The organism is Pseudomonas sp. No.21 (assembly GCF_054558415.1).
This window is the reverse complement of record NZ_BAAJNO010000001.1, coordinates 645,114-667,994: the sequence shown is the minus strand read 5'-3', so window position 1 is coordinate 667,994 and position 22,881 is coordinate 645,114. Positions and strand designations below refer to the sequence as shown.

The window sequence follows — 22,881 nt, the reverse complement described above, 5'->3', positions numbered from 1 at the left end:
TCCGACCAAATGCGAACCGCTCGTCACTTCGGCCGGCCATGAAGGGCGGCAGATAATAGCCAACTACAAAACCGATGGAGGCCGAGCAGGGCCTACCCGCTCGCTGGGAAATTTCCGAATCGCAGGTAAAAAAAGAGCGGCAGTCGCCTGCCGCCCTCGGGAAAGGGGTGCCGCCCCGAGGGGCGGCCGGGGGTGGGGTCAGAGCGTCAGGTTGCGCTGTTCCTCCGTGGTCAGCTGGTTGCGTGCCTGGTCGTCCAGCTGGCCGGCGCCGAGCACCTGCACGCTGCTGCCGGAGTCGTAGGTCGGGGTGCGGCCGGCGCCTTCGCCGGAGGGCGCCACGCGCTCGTTGCCGAAGCCCAGCACCTGCACGGTGAAGATCGACGGCTGGCGCTGGCGCGAGGCGGCCTGCTGGTCGCGGGCCACGCCTTCGGCGGCGTCGCTGGCGGAGCTGGCCGCCGAGCTGGCCGAGGACAGCGCGCCGGTGTTCACCGCGGCCACCACCGGTATGCCGTTGGACTTGCCCTGCACCTGGATGTTGGCGGCGTTGACCACCTGCAGCGCTGCGATGTTGACGTTGCCGGAGACGCGGATGCCCGCCTCGCCCGCATCGATGGTGCCCAGGGGCGCCAGCAGGTCGATGTCGCCCGGCGGCACCTCGGCGATGGGGGCCAGGGTGGCGATACCGGCGCCGGTGCTGGGCACGGTGGGCGACAGGGTGACGTTGCCCCAGTTGTCGTAGACCCGGCGCGGCGGCGTGTACACCAGGGTGGTCTTGGAGCCACGCCCGGCGTTGATGTCGCCGGCCGCGGACCAGGCCAGGATGTCGCCGCCGAAGGTGGTCATGATGCGGCTCTGGCCCAGCAGCACGCTGCCATTGGCGAACAGCTGGATGTCGCCCGCGCCCTGGGTGATGACCCCGGCGGTGGACGGCGGCGCTTCGCCCTCGATGCCGAACACCTGCTGCCCGCCCGGGGTGAGCATCTGGATGCTGCCACCGAAGTTGGTGTGCACCCCGGCCCCGCCGTACATCGTGATGTCGCCCTGGTAGAGGATCGGGTTGCCGGCCACGTCGTGGGTGGGGAACAGCGCGGCGATGGCGTTGCGGCCCCGCAGGTAGCTGCCGAAGCGCGGGCTCTCCGCATCGTTGTATTCACGGCCACCGGCGCGCAGCTCGGCGAAGTAGATCTCCCGGGCGAAGACCCGCTGCTGCTCCGCCGGCAGCGCGGCGTAGTAGGCGCGTGCCTCTTCGCCGCTGCCACTGAAGCCGAAGCGCTCGGCGAGCCAGGCCGCCAGCTCCACCTCGTAGGTCTTGGCCACGCCGCCACCCGCCAGGCTGCCACCGACTTCGACACGGTTGGCTGGGTCCAGGTAGCGCTGAGCGAAGGCCAGGTAGTCCGGCCCGGCGCCGATGCCGGCCTGCATGACGATATCCGCCCCCGGCCGGTTGTCGCCCGGCACGATGGCGCCGAGGCTGGTCACCGCGGCCTTGTCTTCCATCAGGATGTTGCGCCCGGCGCTGATCTCCAGGGTGCCGGGGCCAGCGACGTTGAAGGTGCTGTAGAGGATGTCGCGGCCTGCCGAGACGATGGAGATGTCGGTGGGGTCGTCGTGGATGAAGAGGTTGCCGGTGCTGGTGGCCAGGCCTGCGAACTGCGGCAGCAAGGTGCCGGTCAGTTGGCCGCTGTTGACGATATCGCGGCCGGCCATGATGCGCGCCGGCCGAGACGCTTCGTACCAGGTCTCGCCCGCCCTCGGTGCACTGGCGAAGGTGATGAGCTCACCGGTACGCAACCCGATGATGTCGCCGTTGAGGGCATAGAAGCGTGCAGGCTCGTCGGCGCCGCGGTAGGCGCTGCTGGCCCCCGTGCCACCGAAGGCGAACAGGCTGCGCCCCAGGCTACCGACACCCGACAAGTCTCCTTGGTTGGCGCCTCTGGAATCGAGGTAGTAGAACGCCGGGTTGAAGGGTGTGGCCAGGCTGGAAACCGGTGCGTTGCTGGGCGTGACGGCATAACCACCGGCATAGATCGAGTCGCCTGCCAGGAATTCCAGCTGCGCTCGGCTGCCGGGTGCCAGCAACAACGAATAGTGGGTGGTGTTCAGGCTGTTGTCCGTCCACAGCGCCGATGGGCCGTAGTAAAGGCTGCCACCTGGAGCTGCTGCACGCAGGATCGATGGGTAGACGAATCGGCCATCGGTGGCGGAGAAGTCCAGGCCACCACGAACGCTGTCGCTGAAGCCGACTGAAAACTCACCGACCTGCGTCGAGGGGGTGAGGTTGCCGCCTGCGGAGAACAGGTCGATGGCCGTGTGGTCGGTCCACAGGCTGAACCATGAACGGCCAATGCTCTTGCCGCCATCGAGATCCACCGGCTGCCAGTTGCGTGCCTGGGTCCGCCCTGCATCGGACGCCGCGCCGAGCACCAGATCACCCCGGGCGTCCAGGCTGATGGTGGCGTCTCCCGGCACCAGTATCAGGCCGCCGGTGGCGCTGGCCATGGTGGCCTTGAAGGGATCGTAGGCACGGCTTTCGCGGGGGTCCTGCAACATCTGCATCGGCCCATTGACCTGCTCGATGCCGCCAAAGGAGCCCGCGCCGGCACGCACGGCGCCACGCAGGTTGGCCAGGCTGCCATTCAAGTCGTGGCGCTGTGCGATTGGACGGCCCCTGTCGTCCACCATCGCGCGCGCTTCCAGGGCCGGGTTAAGACCCCCACCTACCTTCAGATCGAGGTCACCACCCCCGGTGAGAACCAGCTCACCGCCCACCATGCGCCCCGTCGAGCCCACCGCCAGTACCAATCCCTGGCTGCGGGTGGCGATGGTGTTGTCCAGGGTGCCCCGGGCAGCCAGCATGCCGGCGTCACCGCCGACACGTACATCGAGGTTGCCGCCCCCCAGGGTTCCGAACCCGGTGAAACCGGTGAAGGCGACGTTGTCGTTGAAGGACATGTAGGTGCCGAAGTTGATCCACCAGGCGGTGGGCACCTCGCCATTGATTCCACCGCCCTGGCGCCACAGCCAACTGCTGACGCTGGAGCTTTCGGGCTGGTCGAGTCCGCCACTGCCCATCAGCTTGGAGCCGAGGATATCGCCCGTCAGGTCGCCGCCGACGGACAGCAGCAGGTTGCCGCCATGATCCGGGTACCAGGCCCGGTAGAGGCTGCTGGCGCCACCATCGACCAGGGACTCGTAGCTGCCGCCATTCTTGCCCAGCACTGTGGTGTCTAGCGTTGTACGACCGGATATCTGGCTGAGGCTTCGCGGTTGATTGAAAGCGGCTGACGCTGCCAGATCCAGAGAAGAGGTGCCGGCCGTATAGATGCCGTACAGGGACTGCATTTTGAAATCGCCAGCACTGATCAGGTCCAGATCGCCGGTACCGACCCGGAGCACACTGAAGCGACTGGTGCCCAACGCATAGTCGTACTCGATCGGACCTTCGTCGCCCCCCCCCTCACACAGACTTTCCCAGGCGCAGACACCCGCTTCGTCGGTTTGAAATTCCAGCGCGACTTCGGCGACAGGTTTCCCCGCGTGAGTTTCATCACCATAGAAAATCATGGAGCCTTCAGCGGTCAGCACCCGTCCGGTCGCCATGCACAGGCTTTCCCACGCGCAGACACCTGCCTCGTCGGTTTGAAACTCCAGCGCAACCTCACTGACAGGTTTTCCCGCGTGAGTCTCATCACCATAGAAAATCATTGAGCCTTCTACGGTTAGCACTCTGCCGCCGCCCGATGGCTGTCCAGGCTTAGGCGTCGCCAAAAAGCCATAGTGAGTATCAGCCACGCGAAGCTCCCCACGCTCTGCATAGGGGTCCACCATCCGGGTGTCCGCCGCCTGCAGGTCGGCGCCGGCCACGGCGCGCAGCGACCAGGACTGGGTACCCTCGGCCAGCATCTGTGCCACCGCCCAGTTGCGGCCTTTGCCATCGCCGCCGCGCAGGTTGATCTTCTCCACCCCTGCCGCCAGCTTCACATCGGTGCCCGCCGGGATCAGCGCCCCCAACGGCAATATCAAGGCACCCAACTGAGCAACGGTACTGGGGTTGGAAACAGTGATCGTGTTCGCTGGGCGGCTTGGCAACGCCACGCCCTTGGGCCATATCAGCCCGGTCAGGGCCGTGTCGCCAAGCAGCAGCGAGCCGCTGCCAAGAATCATGCCGGGGGCCAGGACGAGGTCGGCGCTCAGGCGGGTCCCGGCAGCATGTGCAACCGTGTGATCCGGGTTGAGGATGTCTCCCGCCAGTACCGTGCCGGCTGGCAGGGAGATCCCCGCTGTCAGCTCACCGGCTACCGGCAGGCGGGTGCCAGCAGCCAGGGTAACCGCCTGCAGAGGCAGGTCGAAATTGAGCGCCACGCCAGAGAGATAGGTAGTGCCATCCTGCAACTCGATACCCCCGCGCGGCACCACTACATCGCCGTTGAACAGCTGTTTGCCGGGCGTCAGCACCCAGCCATCATCGTCCGTCGTCTCCGGCGGCGGCATGAAGCCGTCGTTGACGCTGCCGAACACGGAGAGGTCGCCACCGGCGCGGATCACCAGGTTGCCCACCTCGCCCGAGCCGTAGACGCCATTCAGCTTCTGGGTATTGGGGTTGAGGCTTTCATAGCGATAGCCGGAAAGATCCAGGTCGCCCTGTACCACCAGGTCGCCATCGACGGTCTTGCTGACGATCTCGACGCCCGGGCGCAGGTGGAAGGCGTCGGCATAGGCGCCGTTGTTAAGGCCGGCCAGCTTGCCGTTGACCAGCGCGCCATTGGCCAGGGCGTTGTCGATGAAGGCCAGGCTGTCGGTGTGTTTCTGGTCCAGGTAGTTCTGGTCGATCTGCTGGTATTTGTGCCCGTTGACGGGGTCGGTGATTTCGATGGCGTCGTCGTAGCGCTGCACGCCGTTCACCGCGATCAGCTTGGCGCCCTGGATATCCAGGTTGCCGCTGGCGTCGATGGCGATATCGCCGGCGGTGGCGTCGCCCAGACGCGGGGCGTTCAGTTCCAGGGTGCCGCGGGCCTTGCCGTCATGCCCGCTGGTGGCGGCGGTGCCGTGGCGCAGGTCGATGCGCGCGCCATCGGCCAGGGTCAGCAGGCCGTCGCCGGAGCCCAGCTCAACCATGGCGCGGTTGGGTGAGTCGATGATCTTGCCGTAGCTGTCCACCCGCAGGCGGGTGCCGTGGGCGTCCAGCAACGCATGGCCGCCGATGGTCAGCCCCTGCTTGCCGGCCAGGCGGATGGAACCCACCCGCTCGCCGCTGGCGTCCACGGTGCCGTTGACGGTGAGCGTGCCACCGTCCACCGAGACGTCGATCTGCCCGGCCTTGAGGCCGTCGCCGATCACCAGGTCGCCCTGCTTGAGCTGGAAGCTGCGGGCCCCGAACACCTGGCCCTGGTTGAGCCGCTGGTTGAGGGTGGCGAAGTCGTCGCTGAGGCTGCCATCGCCCAGGTGCTGGGCACGGATATCGACGCTGCCGGCCTTGAACGGCACCAGGGTGCCGCCAGCGTCGTAATAGCCGCTGCTGCCACCGAGGATGCTGCCGCGCAGGTCGACGCTGCCGGCACCCGCTGCCAGGGCGGTGGCCTTGAGGCTGCCGGCCTGGTTGTTCGTGGCCGAGAGGTCGATCACCGAGCCGGCCGCCTGGCGGATGTCGCCGTTGCGGCTTTCCAGGATCAGGTCGCCGCCCCAGCTGTACTTGTTCACGTCGTTGAAGGTGACCTTGCGCCCGGCCAGGTCGATGCGCGCGGCATCGGTGAGGCTCAGTTGCGCCTCGGCCTTGAGGCTCAGCTTGCCGCTGGGCAGCACCACGGCCCCCTCCAGCAGCAGGTTGCGGCCGCTGAGGGACAGCTCGGCACCCAAACCGTCTCCGCCGATGCTGGGCACTGCACTGCCGTTCGGCGCACTGACGCGGATATCGCCGCCGGCGGTGATGCGGTTGACCGAGCCGGCGCCGCCGGTCATCACCGGGGTGCTGATGTTCAGGTTGCCGCCGCTGTACTGGAAGCCCTTGCCGGTGACGTAGCCGTCCTGGCGCTGGTACACCGACAGGCCGCCCTTGTGGTTGGCGGTGATGCGCTCGCTGGCGTTGAGGTTGACGTTGGCGAAGCCCACGGCCAGGCGATCGCGAATTGTCGCGGCGGTGGGTTGCGCGTCCGGCTGGTAGCCGAACTCGATGCGCTCGGCGTCGATCACCAGGTTGCCCGCACCCGTGCCGGCACCGCCGGTGATGATGGAACCGGCCTCGTTGTGGGCGCCGTTCCAGATCAGGTTGGAGGTGTGGATGCGCGCGGTCTCGCCCGCCTCGCCCTTGCCGTAGAGGGCCGGGGTGGTCAGCACCAGTTCCTTGAGCCGCGACTTGCCGTCGGCACCGTAGGTATCCAGGCTGGCGTTGCCGAAGAAGTTGAGCGAGTCGCGAGCGCCCAGCACCAGGGTCTCCAGGGCCGGCGCGCCGGTGCTGGTATCACCGCGCAGCAGGCGGTCGAGCACCTGCTGGTTGAGGGTCAGGCCGCTGGGCAGCAGGTTGCGGGCCGCGAGATCGGCCAGTGCCTCGGCGCTGCCGACATTGATGCCGCCCACTGCCAGGGTCAGGTTGCGGGTGCCGTAGTTGACCGCCTCGCCCAGTTCGAAGGCATTGTCGGTGGCCGTGCCGATGGTGCCCTCGGAGTAGAGCCCGGTGGTGCCGCTGCAGATGCCGTCGCACACACCGATGCGGATGCTGCCCGGGGCCTTCTGCGGCTCCTGCGGGTTGGCAGCGTCCGGGGCCAGCATGTTCAGGTAACCGTTGGAAACCGCCAGCACGCTGTTACGCCCCGGCTTGTAGATATAGCCATCGCGGGAGTCGCGAGGTGCATCGCCCTGGCCCAGGGTGTCGATGCTGGCGCCCTGCTCCACCGTGATGCCACCGGTGGGCCCGGCGGTAACCAGGAAGACCTCCGGGGCCTTGAGGATCGCGCCGCTGCGCAGTACCAGGTTGGCGGTGCGGGCCACACTCCCCCCCGAGCTACTGGCACCGTCGTCGAACTGGATGAAGTTGCCGCCCTGGCCGTAGAAGGAGCGCGCATAGGCGCCGATATTGAGGCTGCCGGCGCCGATGGCGTTGAGGGACTCATCGGTCAGGGTCACGCCGTTGAAACCGGCAGTGGGCCCTCGCCCGGCCTTGACGATCTCCAGGTTGCCCGTGGAGGTCTGGGTGATGCTGGAGGTGCTGCCACGCCCCCCCTCGCCGCGCGCCTTGAGCAGCTCGCCAGCGAAACTGAAGCTGGGCTGGTCGGTGGTGTTGTTCGCGAAGCTAAGGTTGAAGGCCTTGGCATCCCTGGGCATCAACGCGGCGGGAATGCCCAGGCGCGCGGCGTCGGCCAGGAGGAACTGGCTGAAGCTGGTTTCGTTGTACTGGGAGTAGCGGCGCAGCATATCGGCCGAAGTGATGATCACCTGGCTGGCCAGGCTGTCCCGCGCGCCGCTGGCCAGGCCCAGGGTGCCGGCAGTGGACCAGGAGCCATTGCGCATGGCCTGGGTGGTGATGGCACCGCCCTGCCCAGCCAGGCCGTTGACCTCCACGCGGAAGGCCCCCGGCAGCAACGCATAGGTGGATGGCAGCAGCGTATAGGTGCCCGCCGGCAGGCCCGGCACGCCGGCGCCGATGGTGATCTGCTGGCCCACCCTGGGGTCGACCGCGCCGCCCTTGCCCCCTTGGGGCGCGTAGCCGGCCTGCACGCCCGGCACGATGGCGTACACCGGGTTACTGCCAAGGGCCGGCAGCAGGAAGCCATCGGCACCGTACTGCATCAGGGGGCTGAAACGCGCGTCGGTGGAGCCACCACGGCCGGAGACGAAGCCGGCACCCACCAACTCACCGCCGCCGGAAACATCCACGACCGCACCCTGCTCGACATTGATGACCTGCCCAACGAGGTCGACCTTGCCCGGCATCAGGCTCTGCCCTTCCTTGAGCAGGTCGTTGGACAGGGAGACACCGTCGTAGAGCCAGGTCTTGCCGTCCACCGTGCCGCCGTAGGGAATCACCAATCCGGCGCCACTGACCGAAGTCAGGCTGCCCGGTAGCAGGTTGACGGTGCTGGCCGGAGTGGTGGGCGTGCCCGAGTAACCCAGGATCAGGTTACCGAGCGGTGCGCGCAGCACGCCCCCCTGGTTGATGACGTCTGCCTGCAGACGCAGCTCGCCGAAGGCCGAATAAGGAACGGCAGGGGCGTTGGTACCGATACGACCGATATCGATCCTCGATGCCCGGACGGCTCCCTTGACCCCCGTCCCCGGGTAGATCTGCGCAGCGACCAGTCCCAGCGTACCCGGCGTGGATAGCTGTGCCCCGTTATCGCTGCGGGTGCTCAGCAGGCGCATATCGCCATGGCTGCGCAACTGCATATCCGCGAAGCCACGCCGATCGACCGTCCGGATCGATCCGTCAGACATCACCAGATTGCCCCACGCGCCCACCTTGACCAGATCGCGGATGTCCAGCAGGCCATCGGCTGAAAGGTTCAACCGACCAGCTGCCGCCTGTTGCGAGACCCCACCCTGGATCGCCGTACTGGTGGTACCCGTTATCACACCGGTCACTTCGGCCGACGCGGCGAAGCGCACGGAGTTACCGTGCAGGTTGACGGTCGAGTTACCGGCAGCGACCTCAGCCAGGCCATATGCACCCGCATAGAGGTTGAGCGCGTTGGCCATGGTCAGGTCCAGGCTGCCATCGAAGCTCAGCAGCCCGGAGCTCATGAGCGAGAGGTTGTCGAAGCCACCCTGCTCCACCTGGTCCACCGCCAGGCGGGCGTGACCGAATTCCAGCAGCGGAGCACCCTGATCAGGACTGACCCCTGCCGGCAGTTCCGGACCTTGCTTGTGCTGCCCCAGGATCAGCTCGCTTTCCTTGCGCTGGCTGTCCGGGAGCGACGAGTTGTTAGCGTAGACACTGGATCCGAGCGCAACGGACAGACTTCCGCCCGCCGCCCCGGCGCCTCCGGCCGAGGCCTTGAACTGACCATCCAGATAGAGCCCGTTGGCCCCGGAGAAAGCGATGCTGCCACCGTGGCTGGCAACAGGCGTGGCACCCATCCCGACAATATCCAGGACAGCCTGGGTACCCGATGCGTCCAGCCGGGCTCCTTGACTGACCACGACGAACGAACCCGCCCCGGTAGTGTCACCCTTGGCGTGATCGATTTCGCCACCGATAACGATGCTGCCGCCATTACGCACGAAGCCATAGTGGTTACCACGGCTATCCACCGCTGTCGCTGCGCGGGCGGCGGCATCCAGAACGGCGTGGTCGCCGATCCAGATCGGGCGGTAGGTGCCCATCGACATTTGGGCAGCCGCCACGACCCCAGGAGCGACTGAATTGATTGCAATGGAGCCGCCCCAGGCATTCAGCGTGCCGTCTACAGTCACCCGCCCCACGCTCGCCAGCTTGATCGACTGCCCAGGGTCGACGTTGAGTACGGACCCCTTGCCGATCAGCAGTTCCGTGGCGGAAATGTTCGCGGCACTGGTGCGGTCACTGCCCGCCTGCAACGACAGGCTCGCGCCCTGGCGCTGGGTCAGCACACCCTTGGCAGCATCCTCCAGGTAGACGGGGGGCGTCCAGGTTTCCAGGGCATCGCGGGGTGCACCGCCGGTGGCCAGGCTGATCGCCCCATCGCCCTGCCGGTAGACCGGCATGCTCACGTCCACCCGGGTGCCCTCGGCCACTTCCAGGCCGCGGTTGCCCGCCACCTCGTAGGCGGAGAAGCCCTTGTCGAAGAAGTCGCCGCGCAGCAGCAGGGTGCCGGCATCGGCCGAGGTGGCGCTGTCGCTGATCAGCACCTTGCCGGCCTGCAACGCCAGGGTGCCACCACCCTTGGCGCCCTGGCCGCGCAGGTCGCCGCCCAGACTCAATACGCCGCTATCGCCCGTCCCGCTGCCGGCGTTGGCCGCCAGGGTGACATTGCCGCCCTTGCCACCCTGCAGCTTGCCGTTGGCCAGCAAAGCGGCACCGGAGGAGACGTCCACCAGGCTGCCGCTGCCCAGCAGGGTGCTGCCGCTGCTGCGCAGGGAGATGCTGCCGCCATTGAGGTAAGGCAGCGCACGGCTGTCGTTCGGGTCCAGCAGCTGGTTGCTCCACAGGCCGCTGGCATCGAGCTTGACGCCCTCGGCGACCTTGACGGATGCCGCCCCGGCCAGGGTGGTATCGGCCTTGCCGTTGGCGGTGATCTGGTTGAGCACGTTGCCCAGCTGGATGCTGCCGCCATGGGCAGTGATGTCGGCATTCACCTCCACCTTCGGGCCATACAGGGTGACGCTGCCCGCCGGGGCCACCTGCAGGTCGCCATCGACACGGATGCCTTCGCTGGCGGCCACCTTGACCGCCCCGAGGTTGAAACCGTTGAGCTGAGCACTGTCGAGGTAGAGGGTGCCCTGGCGGCCGGCCGGCAGGGCCGAACCCAGGTCCAGCCCATCGGCGATGCGGGTGCCGCCCTCGCCGAGGATCACGTTCTTCAGGGTGTTGGCATCGGCGCCCAGGGTGTATTCCAGGGTGCCGCTGCTCTTCACGTACCAGGGGGTGTAGCTGCCCACCACCAGTTGCGCGCCGCGGGCCACGGCCTTCTGCGACTGGCTGTAGCCGTCGAGCCCGGCCTGGGCGCCACGGGTCTGGCGCTCGCCCTGGTAGGTGTCGCTGGCCAGGGTGCCTTCCAGCACGGCGTTGCGGGTGCCGATCACCAGGGTGCCGGCGTCGCGTCCCACGGTGTAGCCGCCTTCCTTGCGCTCGTTCGGGGCGATCAGCGGGGTGTAGTAGTAGTCGGTCTGCCCCCAGCGCTGGCTGTGGTCTTCGTAGCCCTTGTAGAGGCCGGTGTAGAGGATGTCCCCCGGAGCGCTGGAGAGCTCGTAGAGGCGCCCGTCGGCGCCCTTGAGCCAGGTCTGCTTGATAGTGCCGGCCTGCACATCCAGGGTGCCGCCGGAGAGGTTGATCTGCGAGCCCGCCTGGGTCACCACCTCGTTGCCGGTGAAGCTGACGGTGCCGCCCTGGGCCATCCACTCCGCCACGCTGTGGCCCTGGGTACCCAGGTAGCCGCTGACCTCCAGCAGGCCGCCGGCGGTGTACCAGCGGTCGGTGGCGTAGCCGTTGGTGCCGGCGGGCACGAACACCAGGTCGCGCACATCGACCCAGACATCGTTGTTGTTCAGGCCGCCACCGTCGCGGTTGACCGAGGAATCGCGCTGCTCGTTGCCCTGCAGGTTGACCTTGACGCTGTTGGACTCCATCGCGACCTTGACCCCGGTGGCACCGGAGACGTCGATCACCGCGCCATCGCGCACCAGGCTGCGCTGGCCGGCGTTGACCGCCACCTGGCCACCGGTGGCCAGGGTGATGGAACCCTTCTGGAAGTCCACGGTGCCGCTGCTGTCGATCTGCACCAGGGACAGGTCGCGGCGGAAGGTATCGCCGGGAATCACCTTGCCGTCCAGAGTCACCGCCGGCGCGATCAGCGCATCGCGCTGGCTGTCCAGGGCCGTGGCGCTGGCATCCAGCAAAATGGCTGTGGTGCTGCCCTCGCCCAGGGTCACGCTGCCGTTGGCGCCGGTTGCGGTGAGGTGCACCGTGCCGCGGGCATCGGCCGAAGTGCTGGCCATTGCCGCGCCGTTCTGGCGCACCTGGTTGCCCGCCAGGGTCACGTCGCCGCTGGCAGCGAGGATCACCCCGCTGTTGGTCACCGTACCGGTGCCGCCGACGGTCACCTCGTTGCCACGGGTGGTGGAGGTCGGGCTGCCGTCGGTGCCATAGCCCTTGCGGATGGTGAAGCTGTCGCCCGCCGCCAGCAGCGCCTGGCCCTTGGGCGTGGCGATGGTGCCGGCGTTGTCCACCTCCTTGCCCAGCAGCAGCACGTAGCCGCCACCGGCCGTGGAGGTGGCCGGCGCGGCGGTGTTGAGCTGCGCACCCTGCTCCACGCGGATGGCGCCCTGGGCGTTGGTGAAGGCCGGGTTGCTGCCGCTGTAGAGGCCGCCGGTCTTGAACTGCTCGTCGCTGAAGTCGGTGGCCGCGGCCACCAGGTTGCGCACGTTGACCTGGCTGCTGCCGCTGAACACCACGCCGTTGCCGTTGAGGATCATCACCGTGCCGTCGCCCTTGATCTGGCCCTGGATCTGGCTCGGCGCCGTGCTGTTGTTGACCTTGTTCATCAGGGCCCAGCTGGCGTCCTGCTGGAAGGCCACGGTGGTGTCGCGGCCGACGTTGAAGGTCTCCCAGTTGAGGATGGCCTTGTCGGCGGTCTGCTTGATGGAGACCAGCACCTTGCCGTTGGCGTCGGTCTGCACCGGCCCCTCGGCGTTGACGAACAGCGGCTTGCCGTCCGGGCCGATCACCACATTGAGGCCGTTGCCGCCCAGGCCGTTGTGAATGGTCTGCGGCCCGCTGGAGGCGGCAGCGCGCCCCGCCGCCTGCGCGGCCTGGGCCGCAGCGATGGCGGCCACCGTGTTGTTCATGTTGGCGAAGCTGCGCCCCAGGCGCTCCTGCACCCGTTGCTGCTGGGCCAGGGGCGGCGGCGTGCCCGGCGCCGGGGTGGTCGGCCGCATGGTGCCCGAGGCCTGGGCCGCGCCCTTGGCGGCGAACCAGGCGGCGCTGAAGGCCGGCTCCGCCTGGGCGCCGCCGGCCAGCAGCATCAGAGCGATGGCCTGGGCCAGGGGCTTGAGCGGCAGGAAGCCGTCGTGGCGGGTGGCGGTGCGGGAAGCGGGCTTGCTCGGCTGGGAACGCATCACTACGGATCCTTGTGTTCTCGCGAAAGACGGGCGCATCGCCCTCCCCTGAGGTACGCGCCATGGCTATATCCCAAGGCGGTGCCAGCGGCCTCCGACCGAACTTTTGTCATGCAAAGTTCATCTGCCCGGCAGGCGGCTGAAACAGGAAAACCGGCAAGGGCGCGAGGCCATTGCCGGTTCTGTGGAGCGAGGACCCGGTTAAGGGCTTAGAGCGGACGGCCGATGCCGTTGCAGGCAGTGGTGTTACCCACGGCCAGGGAGCTGGTCGCCAGGGAGAAGGTGTTGCGGATGGCGTTTTTCCAGTCGTTGTTCAGCGGGATCAACTTGGCAGCGATGATGGCTGCGTCGTTGTTGGTGGTGGTGCTGTAGTGACGGGCCAGCAGGGTGCGCACGGCCGAGGTGTCGGTGCTGTCCTTGTAGCACTGGTTGAACACCAGGAAGGTGTAGCCAACAACCTTGTAACCGCTGGACGGGTTAGCCAGTACCTTGGCCCAGTTTTCCGGCTTGGAACGATCTTCTGCAGGCACGCCGGCAGCGTTCGACGGCGGGGCGATGGTGCTCAGAGCGGTGGTGACGTTGCCGACGGTGGGCAGCAGGCCGTTGACCCTGGAGACTACGGCGTTGCTGGTGGCGTTGACATCTTCCGGACCGACGTAGCCGATAGCGCCTTCGGTAGCCAGAACAGTGCTGGCCATGGCGGGGCTGCTGGCAACAGCGACGGAGCCAGCCGGTGCGGTGCCACCTACAGCGGTGAGGAAGGTGCTGCTGGTGGAGAACTTGCTGGAGCACTGGCTGTTCAGGTGACGGGTGAAGATTTCGCTGGTGCCGCTGCTACCGGAACGGTAGTGAACCTTGATGGCGGTGTTCGGGTAGCTGGCGTTGACCTGGTTCCAGGTGGTGATGGTGCCCGAGAAGATGTCGCAGAGCTGGGCGCTGGTCAGGTCCAGGTTGTTGACGGCGGTGCCGTTGGCCAGGGTCAGCTTGTAGGGGAAGGTGACCGAGGTAGCGGCGGACGGAACCTGGATGATCGGGCCCCAGTTGGCGGCGCTGGAAGTGGGAACGGCCGGGGACTGGTGAGCAGCCTGATAGGTGCTGAGTTCGGTAGCGGACAGGATGGAATCGCTGCCTGCGTAGTCGACGCTTACAGCGGGGCTGTAGACCTGGTCCAGAGTGCCGTTGTCATCCAGGTCCCAAACGAAACCGTTGGAGTTGTTGGTCAGGAAAGCAGTCTTGCCAGCGCCGCTGCCCACGCCGATGTAGTTGTTGAAGCCCGGGTAGGGAGACGAGCCATTGAGAATGCCCAGGGGAGCAGGCTTGGCGGGAGTGCTCGGAATACCATACAGGTTCTGCGGCAGAGTGGCGCCGCCACCGACTACGGCAGCCATGGCCTGGGCGGAGCACAGGCCGGCGACGGCCATGGAAACAGCGAGAACATTGCGCTTGAACATGAAGAATCTCCTTTCATCGTGTCTGGACGTTGAGTGGTTCGCTCTTGCATCACGCTGCGGCCTGGCCCCGAGCCACATTCCCCTGCTCGTCGGTGGGCTGGCCACGAGATAGACGTTCTCAACTTCCGGTGACAGAGAAAGGAAAAAACCTCGGGAGCTTGTGCGGATTTTTTCCAGTATTTCTCGGGAGTTAGCGAAACTTTCCTGACATGTCGGCCAGTCCCTCCAGCCATTTTCCACGGGGTGCGGATCGCCCTCTCCCGCCATTGCTGAGCCGGGCCCACGTTGCATGACGGAAGGATGAACCCGAGTGGCGCGAAGACGGGGCTCTGGAGTGAGGGGCAAGGCTGGACGTGGGCGAATTCATTGGCTCTGTCTGCGTTAAGTGTTGCTAGAGGATTTGAGCCCAGCTGATTGCCGAGTTCTGGTGATGCTTCTGGTTTCGCCCCCCCGGGCGAGTCCCTTTTAACAATCGTCGGAATGCCGAACCACTTAAAAGGAACCAAAAGGGCTTGCCCCATCATCCGGCCCCGGCTTCGCCGGGGTTCCCTCACTCCATCGTCCTATCGGGGGCCGGCGCGATGGGCCATCCATGGCCTGGCGCGCCTCTCGCGGCATCCATGCCGCTCGTCCCCCTGCGCAACGACTGCGTTCGGCCTCCTGGAGGGGCGTTGGCGGCTGCTCCAACTTTTTCGGCCAGCGCATCGCCACGTGGTGCGCACGGGCTTTCGTAGGATGGCGTAGAGCGAAGCGAAACCCATGCGGTGGCGGTGGCAGAAATACTTTGGTGCCCGGAAAGCACCGTGCTTGAGCGCTTGCATTAAAACCACAATAGCTAACGCCGACAGCGCCAATTCATTCGCGAATGAATTGGGTACTGTCGGTGATGGCCCGAGGATGAACACCGTGCACACCGCCGCAGAGTGCTTCCGGAAAATCCCAGGTGCGCGCAGCACACCCTACGTCCGGGGCACTTGTGAAACGGTTCTCCCAGGGGAGACGAACGCCCTACTGCACCAACTGGTTGATCTCGATGATGGGCAGCAGCACGGCCATGACGATGGTCAGCACCACGCCGCCCATGACCACGATCATCAGCGGCTCCAGCAGTGCGGTCATGCCCATGGCGCGGCGTTCGATGTCGCGGGACAGGGTCTGCGCGGCGCGGTCGAGCATGGGCGGCAGGGAGCCGGTCTTCTCGCCGCTGGCGATGAGGTGGATGAGGATGGGCGGGAACACGCCACCGGCCTTGAGTGCGCTGGCCAGGCTGATGCCTTCGCGCACGGCGAGGGTGGCGTCGGCCACGCAGGCGGCCAGGCGGTCGTTGGCCAGGGTCTCGCGGGCGGCGTCGAGGGCGCGCAGCAGCGGCACGCCGGCGCTGCCGAGGATCGCCAGGGTGGAGGCGAAGCGCGCGGTGTTCACCCCCAGCACGAAGCGCCCCAGCAGCGGCAGGCGCAGCACCCGGGCGTGCCAGGCCAGGCGCGCGGCGGCGTCGCGCAGGTACAGCCGCCAGCCCCAGAAGGCCCCGGCGATGCCGGCGAAGCAGAGCACCCCCCAGGCCCGTACGAAGTCGCTGGCCTGGAGCATCACCCGGGTCAGCGCCGGCAGGTCCTGGCGCGCCTGGGAGAAGGCGCTGACCACCTGGGGCACGACGAAGCCGAGGAGGAAGACGACGATGCCGATGGACACCAGCCCCACCACCGCCGGGTAGATGAAGGCGGTGAGGATCTTGCCGCGCAGGTTGTTGCGCTCCTCGATGTAGTCGGCCAGGCGCTCCATCACCTGGGCCAGGTTGCCGGATTCCTCGCCGGCGGCGATCAGCGCGCGGTAGATGTCGGGGAAGTCGCGCGGGCGCGCCGCCAGGGCCTCGGCCAGGCGCATGCCGCTGCGCACGTCGGTGCGCACCGCGCCCAGGGTCTCGGCGATATGACGGCGCTCGGCCTGGTCGACGGTGGCCGACAGCGCCGACTCCAGCGGCAGCCCCGCCGCCAGCAGGCTGGCCAGCTGGCGCGTGGCCCAGGCCAGGTCGCCATCGGACAGGCGCGGCGCGAACAGGCCGCCAGCGGCGCTGCCACCGCCCTCCTCCTCGGCCAGCTCCAGGGGCGTCAGGCCACGGGTGCGCAGCAGGCCCATGGCGCTGCGCGGGCTGTCGGCCTCCAGGGTGCCGCTCTCGATGCGCCCGCTGGCATCGGCGGCTTCGAAACGATAGCGGTGCATCAGGCGTCCCTCGTGACGCGGAGGATTTCCTCGGGCGTGGTGAAGCCGCCCTGCACCCAACGCTCGCCGTCCTCGCGCATGCTGGCCATGCCGGCGGCGCGGGCGGCTTCGCGCAGGCTTTGCTCAGCCTCGCCCTGGTGGATCAGGCGACGCATGTCGTCGTCGATCACGAAGAGTTCGTGGATGCCGGTACGGCCGCTGTAGCCGGTGTTGTTGCAGGCCGCACAGCCCACCGCGCGCCATTGCCCGGGGAAGGCCGGGTCGGGTTCGCGGCATTGCATGCAGAGGCGGCGCACCAGGCGCTGGGCGAGCACGCCGAGCATGCTGGAGGCCAGCAGGAAAGGCTCCACGCCCATGTCGGTGAGGCGGGTGACGGCCGAAACCGCATCGTTGGTGTGCAGCGTGGCCAGCACCAGGTGCCCGGTGAGCGAGGCCTGCACGGCGATCTGCGCCGTCTCCAGGTCGCGGATCTCACCGATCATGATGATGTCCGGGTCCTGGCGCAGGATGGCGCGCAGGGCCAGGGCGAAGCTCATGTCGATGCGCGCGTTGACCTGGATCTGGCTGATACCCGGCAGGTCGTACTCCACCGGGTCTTCCACCGTGAGGATGTTGCTGGTGGCGGCGTCCAGCCGCGCCAGGGCGGCGTAGAGGGTGGTGGTCTTGCCGCTGCCGGTGGGCCCGGTGACCAGCACGATGCCGTGGGGCTGGCGGATCAGCCGGTCGAGCCGCTCCAGCAGCGTCGGCGCCATGCCCAGGGTCTCCAGGCGCAGGCGCCCGGCCTGCTTGTCCAGCAGGCGCATCACCACCCGCTCGCCATGGCCGGTGGGCACGGTGGACACGCGCACGTCGATGGGCCGCCCGGCCACGCGCAGGGCGATGCGGCCGTCCTGGGGCAGGCGTTTCTCGGCGATGTCCAGCTGCGCCATGATCTTGATCCGCGACACCAGCGCCGCATGCAGCGCCTTGCGCGGGGCGACCACGTCGCGCAGCGCGCCGTCCACCCGGTAGCGCACCACCGAATGGGTCTCGAAGGGCTCGATGTGGATGTCGCTGGCCTCGTCCCGCGCGGCCTGGGTCAGCAGGGCGTTGATCATGCGGATCACCGGTGCGCCGTCCTCGGTATCGAGCAGGTCGGTGACCTCGGGCATGTCCTGCAGCAGGCGGTCCAGGTCCACCTCGCTCTCGGCGGCGCCGACCACCGCAGCGGCGCTGCCGGTGTCGGCGTAGGCGCTGGCCAGCAGGGTTTCCAGCTCGGCCTCGGTGACCCGCTGGATGGGCGTAGCGCCATGGCGGCGGCGCACCTCGCCTATGGCCCAGCCGGGGGTGCTGGGGCTCACCAGCAGCACCGCGCCCTCCCCCTCGCCCTGCAGCAGCAGGCGCTGGGCGCGGGCCCAGGCGTAGGGCAGCGCGCTCATGGCTGCTCGCCCGGGCGCAGCGGCACGGCGCGCATGGGCCGGGGCTGCGGGGCCGGCAGGGGCGCTGCCGGCTCCGGCGGCATGGCCTGTTCGGCCGGCGGCAGCTGCGGCGCCTGCATGTCGCTGAGGGACCACTTGCGCTCGGGCTGCAACGCGCCCTGGGCACGGCGGATGAAGTCGTAGCGGTTCAGGGTGATGCTGCGGCCCACACCGTCGTCGCGAATGATGTAGGGCCGCAGGAACACCATCAGGTTGGTCTTGGTCCGCGCGCGGCGGTCGCTGCGGAACAGCGCGCCGATGCCGGGCAGGCTGCCGAGCCCGGGCACGGCGTCGCTGCTCTGGACGAAGCTGTCCTGCAGCAGCCCGCCGAGCACCATGATCTGCCCGTCGTCGAGGAGGATGCTGGTGTCGATGGCGCGCTTGTTGGTCACGGTGCCGGCATCGTTGTCGGCGCGCTCGTCGACGCTGCTGACCTCCTGGTAGATGTCCAGCTTCACCGTGCCGCCTTCGGAGATCTGCGGTCGCACGTTGAGGCGCAGGCCCACTTCCTCGCGCTCGATGGTCTGGAAGGGGTTGTTGCTGGTGCCGCCGCCGTTGGTGACGTAGTTGCCGCTGACGAAGGGAATGGTCTGGCCGACGAAGATGCTCGCCGCCTCGTTGTCCAGGGTCAGCAGGTTGGGCGTGGACAGCACGTTGGTGCCGCCCTTGCTCTTCAGCGCGCGGGCCAGGACCTTGAGGTCGAGCACGCGGCCTATGCCGGGGATGTCCACGCCCCCGGACACCTTGCCGATGCTGAGGCCGCCCGGCAGCACGTCGATGCTGTTCTTGGCGGCGGTGTTCAGGCCCGCGCCCCCGAGGTTGGCGCCCCCGATCCAGCCGTTGCCGGCCAGGTTGCCGGCCTGCCACTGGATGCCGAACTCGCTGGTGTCGTCTTCGCTGACTTCGACGATCAGGCTCTCGATCACCACCTGCGCACGGCGCTGGTCGAGCAGGTCGATGACCTCGCGCAGGTTGCGGTACAGCGGGTCGGGCGCGGAGATCAGCAGGGTGTTGGTGGTGGTGTCGGCCTGCACGGTGACGCCGTTGGCGGAGAAGGCCACCGCGCCCTCCTGGCCGCCCTGCCCCTTGGCTGCCGACAGCAGGCCGCCGCCCGACTGCCCGTAGCCACCGGAGCTGCCGCTCTGCCCGTTGCTGCTGGTGGCGGTGCCGGAGCTGGAACCGCTGCTGCCGGTGCCACTCTGCGTGCTGCCCCCCAGGTTGCCGCCATTGAGCTGGGCACGGCTGCTGTCGCCCTGCCCGGCGCTCTCGCCCTCGCCGGTGAGCAGGCCGCGCAGCGCCTGGGCCAGTTTGTTGGCCTGGGCGTTGCGCAGGTACACCACGTGCAGGTTGCTGGGGTTGCCCTGGGCGCTGTCGAGCTTGGCGATCAGCTGGCGGGCCAGCTCGGTGCGTTCGGGGCTGCCGGTGCGCAGGATGATGCTGTTGGAGCGCGGGTCGCCGATCACCGCGACCTTCTGCGTGGCGTCGTTGCCCGGGCTCTCCATCAGCTCGGCGACCATGGCGGCGATGTCGGTGGCGATGCCGTTCTGCACCGGCACCACGTCGGTGTCGATGGAGCCGGGCACATCGATGTTGGCGATGATCGCCGCGACCCGTTCGAGGTTCTCCGCGTAGTCGGTGACCACCACCGTGTTGTTGCCCGGGTAGGCGTTGATCGGGTTGTTCGGCGAGACGATGGGGCGCAGCACCGGGATCAGGTTCACCGCGTTCTCGTACTGCAGGCGGTAGGTACGGGTGACCATGCCGTTGCCCGCCGGACGGTCGGCGTCGCTCACCGGGCCGCCGAGCAGCTTGGCGTCGGCCTCGGGTACCACCTGGCTGACGCCGCCCACCTCCACCACCGAGAAGCCCTGCATGCGCAGCGCCGCCAGGAGCATGTCGTAGGCGGTGCGGGCCGGCACCTCGCCCTCGGAGACCAGGGTCAGCTGGCCCTTGACCCGGGGGTCGGCGAGGAACTGCCGGCCGGTGGCGCGGGACAGCGCACGCAGCACGGCGGGGATGTCGGCCTCGACGAAGTTCAGCTGCACCGGCTGCTCGCCCAGCCCGGCGGTGCGCGTGTCCCGGGGCGGCGTGCCGGGGTGCCGGGCGGCCTGTTGCGCGCGCTGCGCCCGCGCCACCTGCTGCTGGCGCTCGGCCTGGGCCTGGATGCGTTCGCGCTCCGCCAGGGCATCACCCTGCCCCACCTGGGCCATGGGCCGGCCCAGCTCGCTGGCGGCAGGGATCGGCAGCGGCGGCGGCGTGCCCCCGGACTGACTGCAGGCAACGAGCACCGCCGCGAGGGAAATCGCCGCCCCGTGCCGCAGCGTCCGCCGCAGCCCTTGTCCATCGAACCGCTTCATGAGGATTCCTTAGCGCCTGGCGCCTGTTCCATGCCGACGACGCCGGAAAGCCGGGCGTCCGTCCGTTCGCTTTCTGTCCCGCCGTCGCGCCGCAGCCGCACCTGGCGCAGCTCCAGCGGCAGGCTCGGGGTCACGCCCAGCAGCCAGTCCATCACCCCTTGCGCCGGGGCGCCTTGCAGTTCCAGCTGCCAGTGCGGGCCTTCCGCCCGCAACTGGTAGTGCCCGGCCAGGCCGTTGCCATCCAGACCCTGGCGCAGCAACGCTTCCAGGGATGCACCGGGCGCCAGGGCGGCGGGCCCCTGCACCTCGGCCAGCACCGCTTCGAGGGTCTGTGCCTGGGCACGCAGGCGCGGCAACTCGGCCTGCCAGTGCTCGATGCGCGCCAGGGGCGGTTCGATCAAGGCGAACCACAGCAGCATCGGCGGCAGCGCGATGGCCGCCAGGCGCAGGATGCGCCGGTCGCGCGGGCCCAGCCGCTGCCAGCGCTGGCGGGCCTGTGCCGTCTGTTCGCGCCAGGTGCCACGCAGTTTCAGCAGGCGCTCATTCATCGCGGCCGGCCTCGCCGCTGGGGGCGTCGCCCGGTGGCAGCGGCTTCAGGCTCCAGCCGTCCGCGCCGATGGCCGCCTGCAACCCAGCCTGGGCCAGGGTCGCCTGCCAGGCCGGGTCCGCCGGGGGCTTGCGCGCGCCGGCACGGGGCACCAGGCGCAGGGTCTCGCCGTCGTAATCGATGGACTCGATGGCGCCCAGGGCGAAGGGCATGGCGCCAACGGCCTGCTGCACCAGGGCGGCGAAGCGGCCGGGGCCATCCTGGGTGCCGCCGGCAAGGCGCGCGTCGCGCTGCTGGCGGGCTTGCTGCAAGGGGTTGAGCACCACCGGCAGCTGCGGGAAGACCTGTTTCACCCGCTGCGACATCTGCTGCTTGAGTGCCAGCCCCTGGTGGGCCATCTGGGTGGCGTGCAGGTTGAGGCCGAGGGTCCAGACGCCAACGGCCAGGGCGCAACAGGCCAGTGCCCTGCCCCAGCGCCGTGGTCCCCGGGCGGGCCCTTCCAGCCCCTGCAGCAGGTTGCAGGCGGGTGCCGGGCCGGTCCAGCGGCGGCTGGCGGCGACGGCCTCGCCCGGCAGGCCCTCGGGTACATCGCCAGGCCAGCGCGGTGCCTCGCCGCTCTCCAGCAGGCGCGGCAGGCAATCTTCGGGCAAGGGATGCACCCAGCCGCCCTGAACGTTTTCACGCACCAGCAACTGGCCGTCACGCAGTTGCGCGCAGGCGGCCCCAGCGTCGACGTTCAGGAAGAACGGCGCGCCGTAGAGGCCGCGAGGCTCCAGCGCACATTGCCGCAGGCCCTGCAGCAGGCGCTGCAGGCGCTCCCGTTCGAGCCAGGCCAGCTGCACCCGGCCATCGGCCTGGCGCGGGCCGTGCACCAGTTGCAGCCCCTCGCAGCCGCCGAGCACCAGGCCGTCCGCCGCGCAGCGCACGGCATCCCCCAGGCGCGCGGCGGGCAGCGGCGGCAGTTCGAGGCTGGCCAGCAGGCTGTCGTCCGGGTGCAGGGTCAGCTCCACGGCCTTGCCCCGGGCCTGGCGACCCAGTTCGGCGAGGCTGGCCCGGCCCTCGCTGGCGAGGTGGCCCTGGCGATCCAGCCAGGCGTACTCCACCTCGGCCTCGGGGCGCAGCCCGGCCAGGGGTGGCAAGGCGATCCGCAGTGACGCGCTCATGCGCCCACCCGCGTCCAGACGATGCGCGGCTGGCTTTCCTCGGCACGGAACAACAGCGCCTCCACCGGGCTGCGGCGCTCGCCGGCCCGGGCCAGGCCGCGCACCAGGAACCACTCGCTGGTGATGCCGATGCGCACCCGCTCGGTGGTCAGGTCCGGCATGCGCAGGCGGTTGAGCACGTCACCGCTGTTGATAAACCACTGCCCGCGGTCGCGCTCGGCCACTAGGGCGCGGGCGCGCTCCAGGCCAAGGCCGGGCACCCGCGCGGCGATCACCTCGGCGCTGGTGGTGTTGCCGTTGACCCAGGTGGGCACGGGCAGCAGCGTGACGAAGGGTGCCAGGCGCTGCAGGGCATCGGCGGGCACGCCGGGCAGCCCGGCCAGGTCCTCCAGGCGGCGCAGCATGGGGCGCTTGGCTTCGATGGCGCGATCCTGCGCCTCGGGCGAGGTCAGCCGGCCGCTGTCGAAACCGCTGCCCCCGGCCGGCTCGCTGCGGGGCGGCTGGAGGCGGTAGGCATAGCCGTCGATCACCCGGCGGGCGATGCGCGAGGCCGCATCCTGCGGCACGCCGAGCAGCGCGCAGAGGCGTTCGAAGGTGGCCATCTCCAGCGGGTCGAGCTGGTCGTCCTGCACCAGGTTGCGCAGGTTGAAGCGGCCCTGTTCGTCGATGATCGCGCCCTCGAAGGCGGCGCCCTCGCCCAGGTTCAGGTTGCGCAACGGCTGTGCCCAGGCCTGGTCGAGACGGGTAGCCGGCTCGCGCAGGCGCGCCTCCCAGAGCCGCTGGCGGCTCCACTCCAGGGCACCGCGTGCGGCCCAGGCGCCCTGCAGGCGCTGCTGCTCGCTCTCCACGGCGCGGGTGATGCGCGCCTGGCGGGCGATCATGCCGGCGGCGATCACCGCCACGACGGTCGCGATCAGCAAGGCGCTGATCACCGCCATGCCGCGCTGG

At 68.7% G+C, this 22,881-nt stretch carries 8 protein-coding genes; all 8 read right to left on the bottom strand.

What is annotated here, in order from left to right:
- Nucleotides 1-198: 198 nt before the first annotated feature.
- The 8 genes from ACYJSS_RS02775 to gspK all read right to left on the bottom strand — a co-directional run bounded on the left by ACYJSS_RS02775 (nucleotide 199) and on the right by gspK (nucleotide 22,871).
- Entirely contained in the window at nucleotides 199-12,741 is a 12,543-nt protein-coding gene (locus tag ACYJSS_RS02775; protein WP_236206497.1) for a filamentous haemagglutinin family protein, read from the bottom strand.
- Nucleotides 12,742-12,950: 209 nt separating this feature from the next.
- A complete protein-coding gene (locus ACYJSS_RS02770; RefSeq protein ID WP_111262664.1) occupies nucleotides 12,951-14,192 on the bottom strand; it encodes a substrate-binding domain-containing protein in 1,242 nt (413 codons plus the stop codon).
- A 1,008-nt stretch (nucleotides 14,193-15,200) separates the two neighbouring features.
- On the bottom strand, nucleotides 15,201-16,409 hold the full coding sequence (gene gspF, locus ACYJSS_RS02765) for a type II secretion system inner membrane protein GspF (protein ID WP_236206496.1): 1,209 nt from the start codon (nucleotides 16,407-16,409) through the stop codon (nucleotides 15,201-15,203).
- On the bottom strand, nucleotides 16,409-17,827 hold the full coding sequence (gene gspE / locus ACYJSS_RS02760; protein ID WP_111262661.1) for a type II secretion system ATPase GspE: 1,419 nt from the start codon (nucleotides 17,825-17,827) through the stop codon (nucleotides 16,409-16,411). The genes gspF and gspE overlap by 1 nt, the downstream gene beginning before the upstream one ends.
- Nucleotides 17,824-20,223 (bottom strand): type II secretion system secretin GspD, encoded by a 2,400-nt coding sequence (gene gspD / locus ACYJSS_RS02755; protein WP_236206495.1) that lies wholly within the window; start codon nucleotides 20,221-20,223, stop codon nucleotides 17,824-17,826. Before gspD ends, gspE begins: the two co-directional genes overlap by 4 nt.
- On the bottom strand, nucleotides 20,220-20,771 hold the full coding sequence (gene gspM / locus ACYJSS_RS02750) for a type II secretion system protein GspM (RefSeq protein WP_236206494.1): 552 nt from the start codon (nucleotides 20,769-20,771) through the stop codon (nucleotides 20,220-20,222). The genes gspD and gspM overlap by 4 nt, the downstream gene beginning before the upstream one ends.
- Entirely contained in the window at nucleotides 20,764-21,933 is a 1,170-nt protein-coding gene (gspL, locus tag ACYJSS_RS02745) for a type II secretion system protein GspL (protein ID WP_236206493.1), read from the bottom strand. The genes gspM and gspL overlap by 8 nt, the downstream gene beginning before the upstream one ends.
- A complete protein-coding gene (gspK, locus tag ACYJSS_RS02740; RefSeq protein WP_236206499.1) occupies nucleotides 21,930-22,871 on the bottom strand; it encodes a type II secretion system minor pseudopilin GspK in 942 nt (313 codons plus the stop codon). Before gspK ends, gspL begins: the two co-directional genes overlap by 4 nt.
- Nucleotides 22,872-22,881: the final 10 nt, after the last annotated feature.

What these genes read in the sequence shown, in the direction of transcription:
- ACYJSS_RS02775 (WP_236206497.1), bottom strand. Translation starts at nt 12,741, where the DNA reads ATGCGTTCCCAGCCGAGCAAGCCCGCTTCCCGCACCGCCACCCGCCAC.
- gspL (WP_236206493.1), bottom strand. Translation starts at nt 21,933, where the DNA reads ATGAGCGCGTCACTGCGGATCGCCTTGCCACCCCTGGCCGGGCTGCGC.
- gspD (WP_236206495.1), bottom strand. Translation starts at nt 20,223, where the DNA reads ATGAAGCGGTTCGATGGACAAGGGCTGCGGCGGACGCTGCGGCACGGG.
- gspM (WP_236206494.1), bottom strand. Translation starts at nt 20,771, where the DNA reads ATGAATGAGCGCCTGCTGAAACTGCGTGGCACCTGGCGCGAACAGACG.
- ACYJSS_RS02770 (WP_111262664.1), bottom strand. Translation starts at nt 14,192, where the DNA reads ATGTTCAAGCGCAATGTTCTCGCTGTTTCCATGGCCGTCGCCGGCCTG.
- gspK (WP_236206499.1), bottom strand. Translation starts at nt 22,871, where the DNA reads ATGGCGGTGATCAGCGCCTTGCTGATCGCGACCGTCGTGGCGGTGATC.
- gspF (WP_236206496.1), bottom strand. Translation starts at nt 16,409, where the DNA reads ATGCACCGCTATCGTTTCGAAGCCGCCGATGCCAGCGGGCGCATCGAG.
- gspE (WP_111262661.1), bottom strand. Translation starts at nt 17,827, where the DNA reads ATGAGCGCGCTGCCCTACGCCTGGGCCCGCGCCCAGCGCCTGCTGCTG.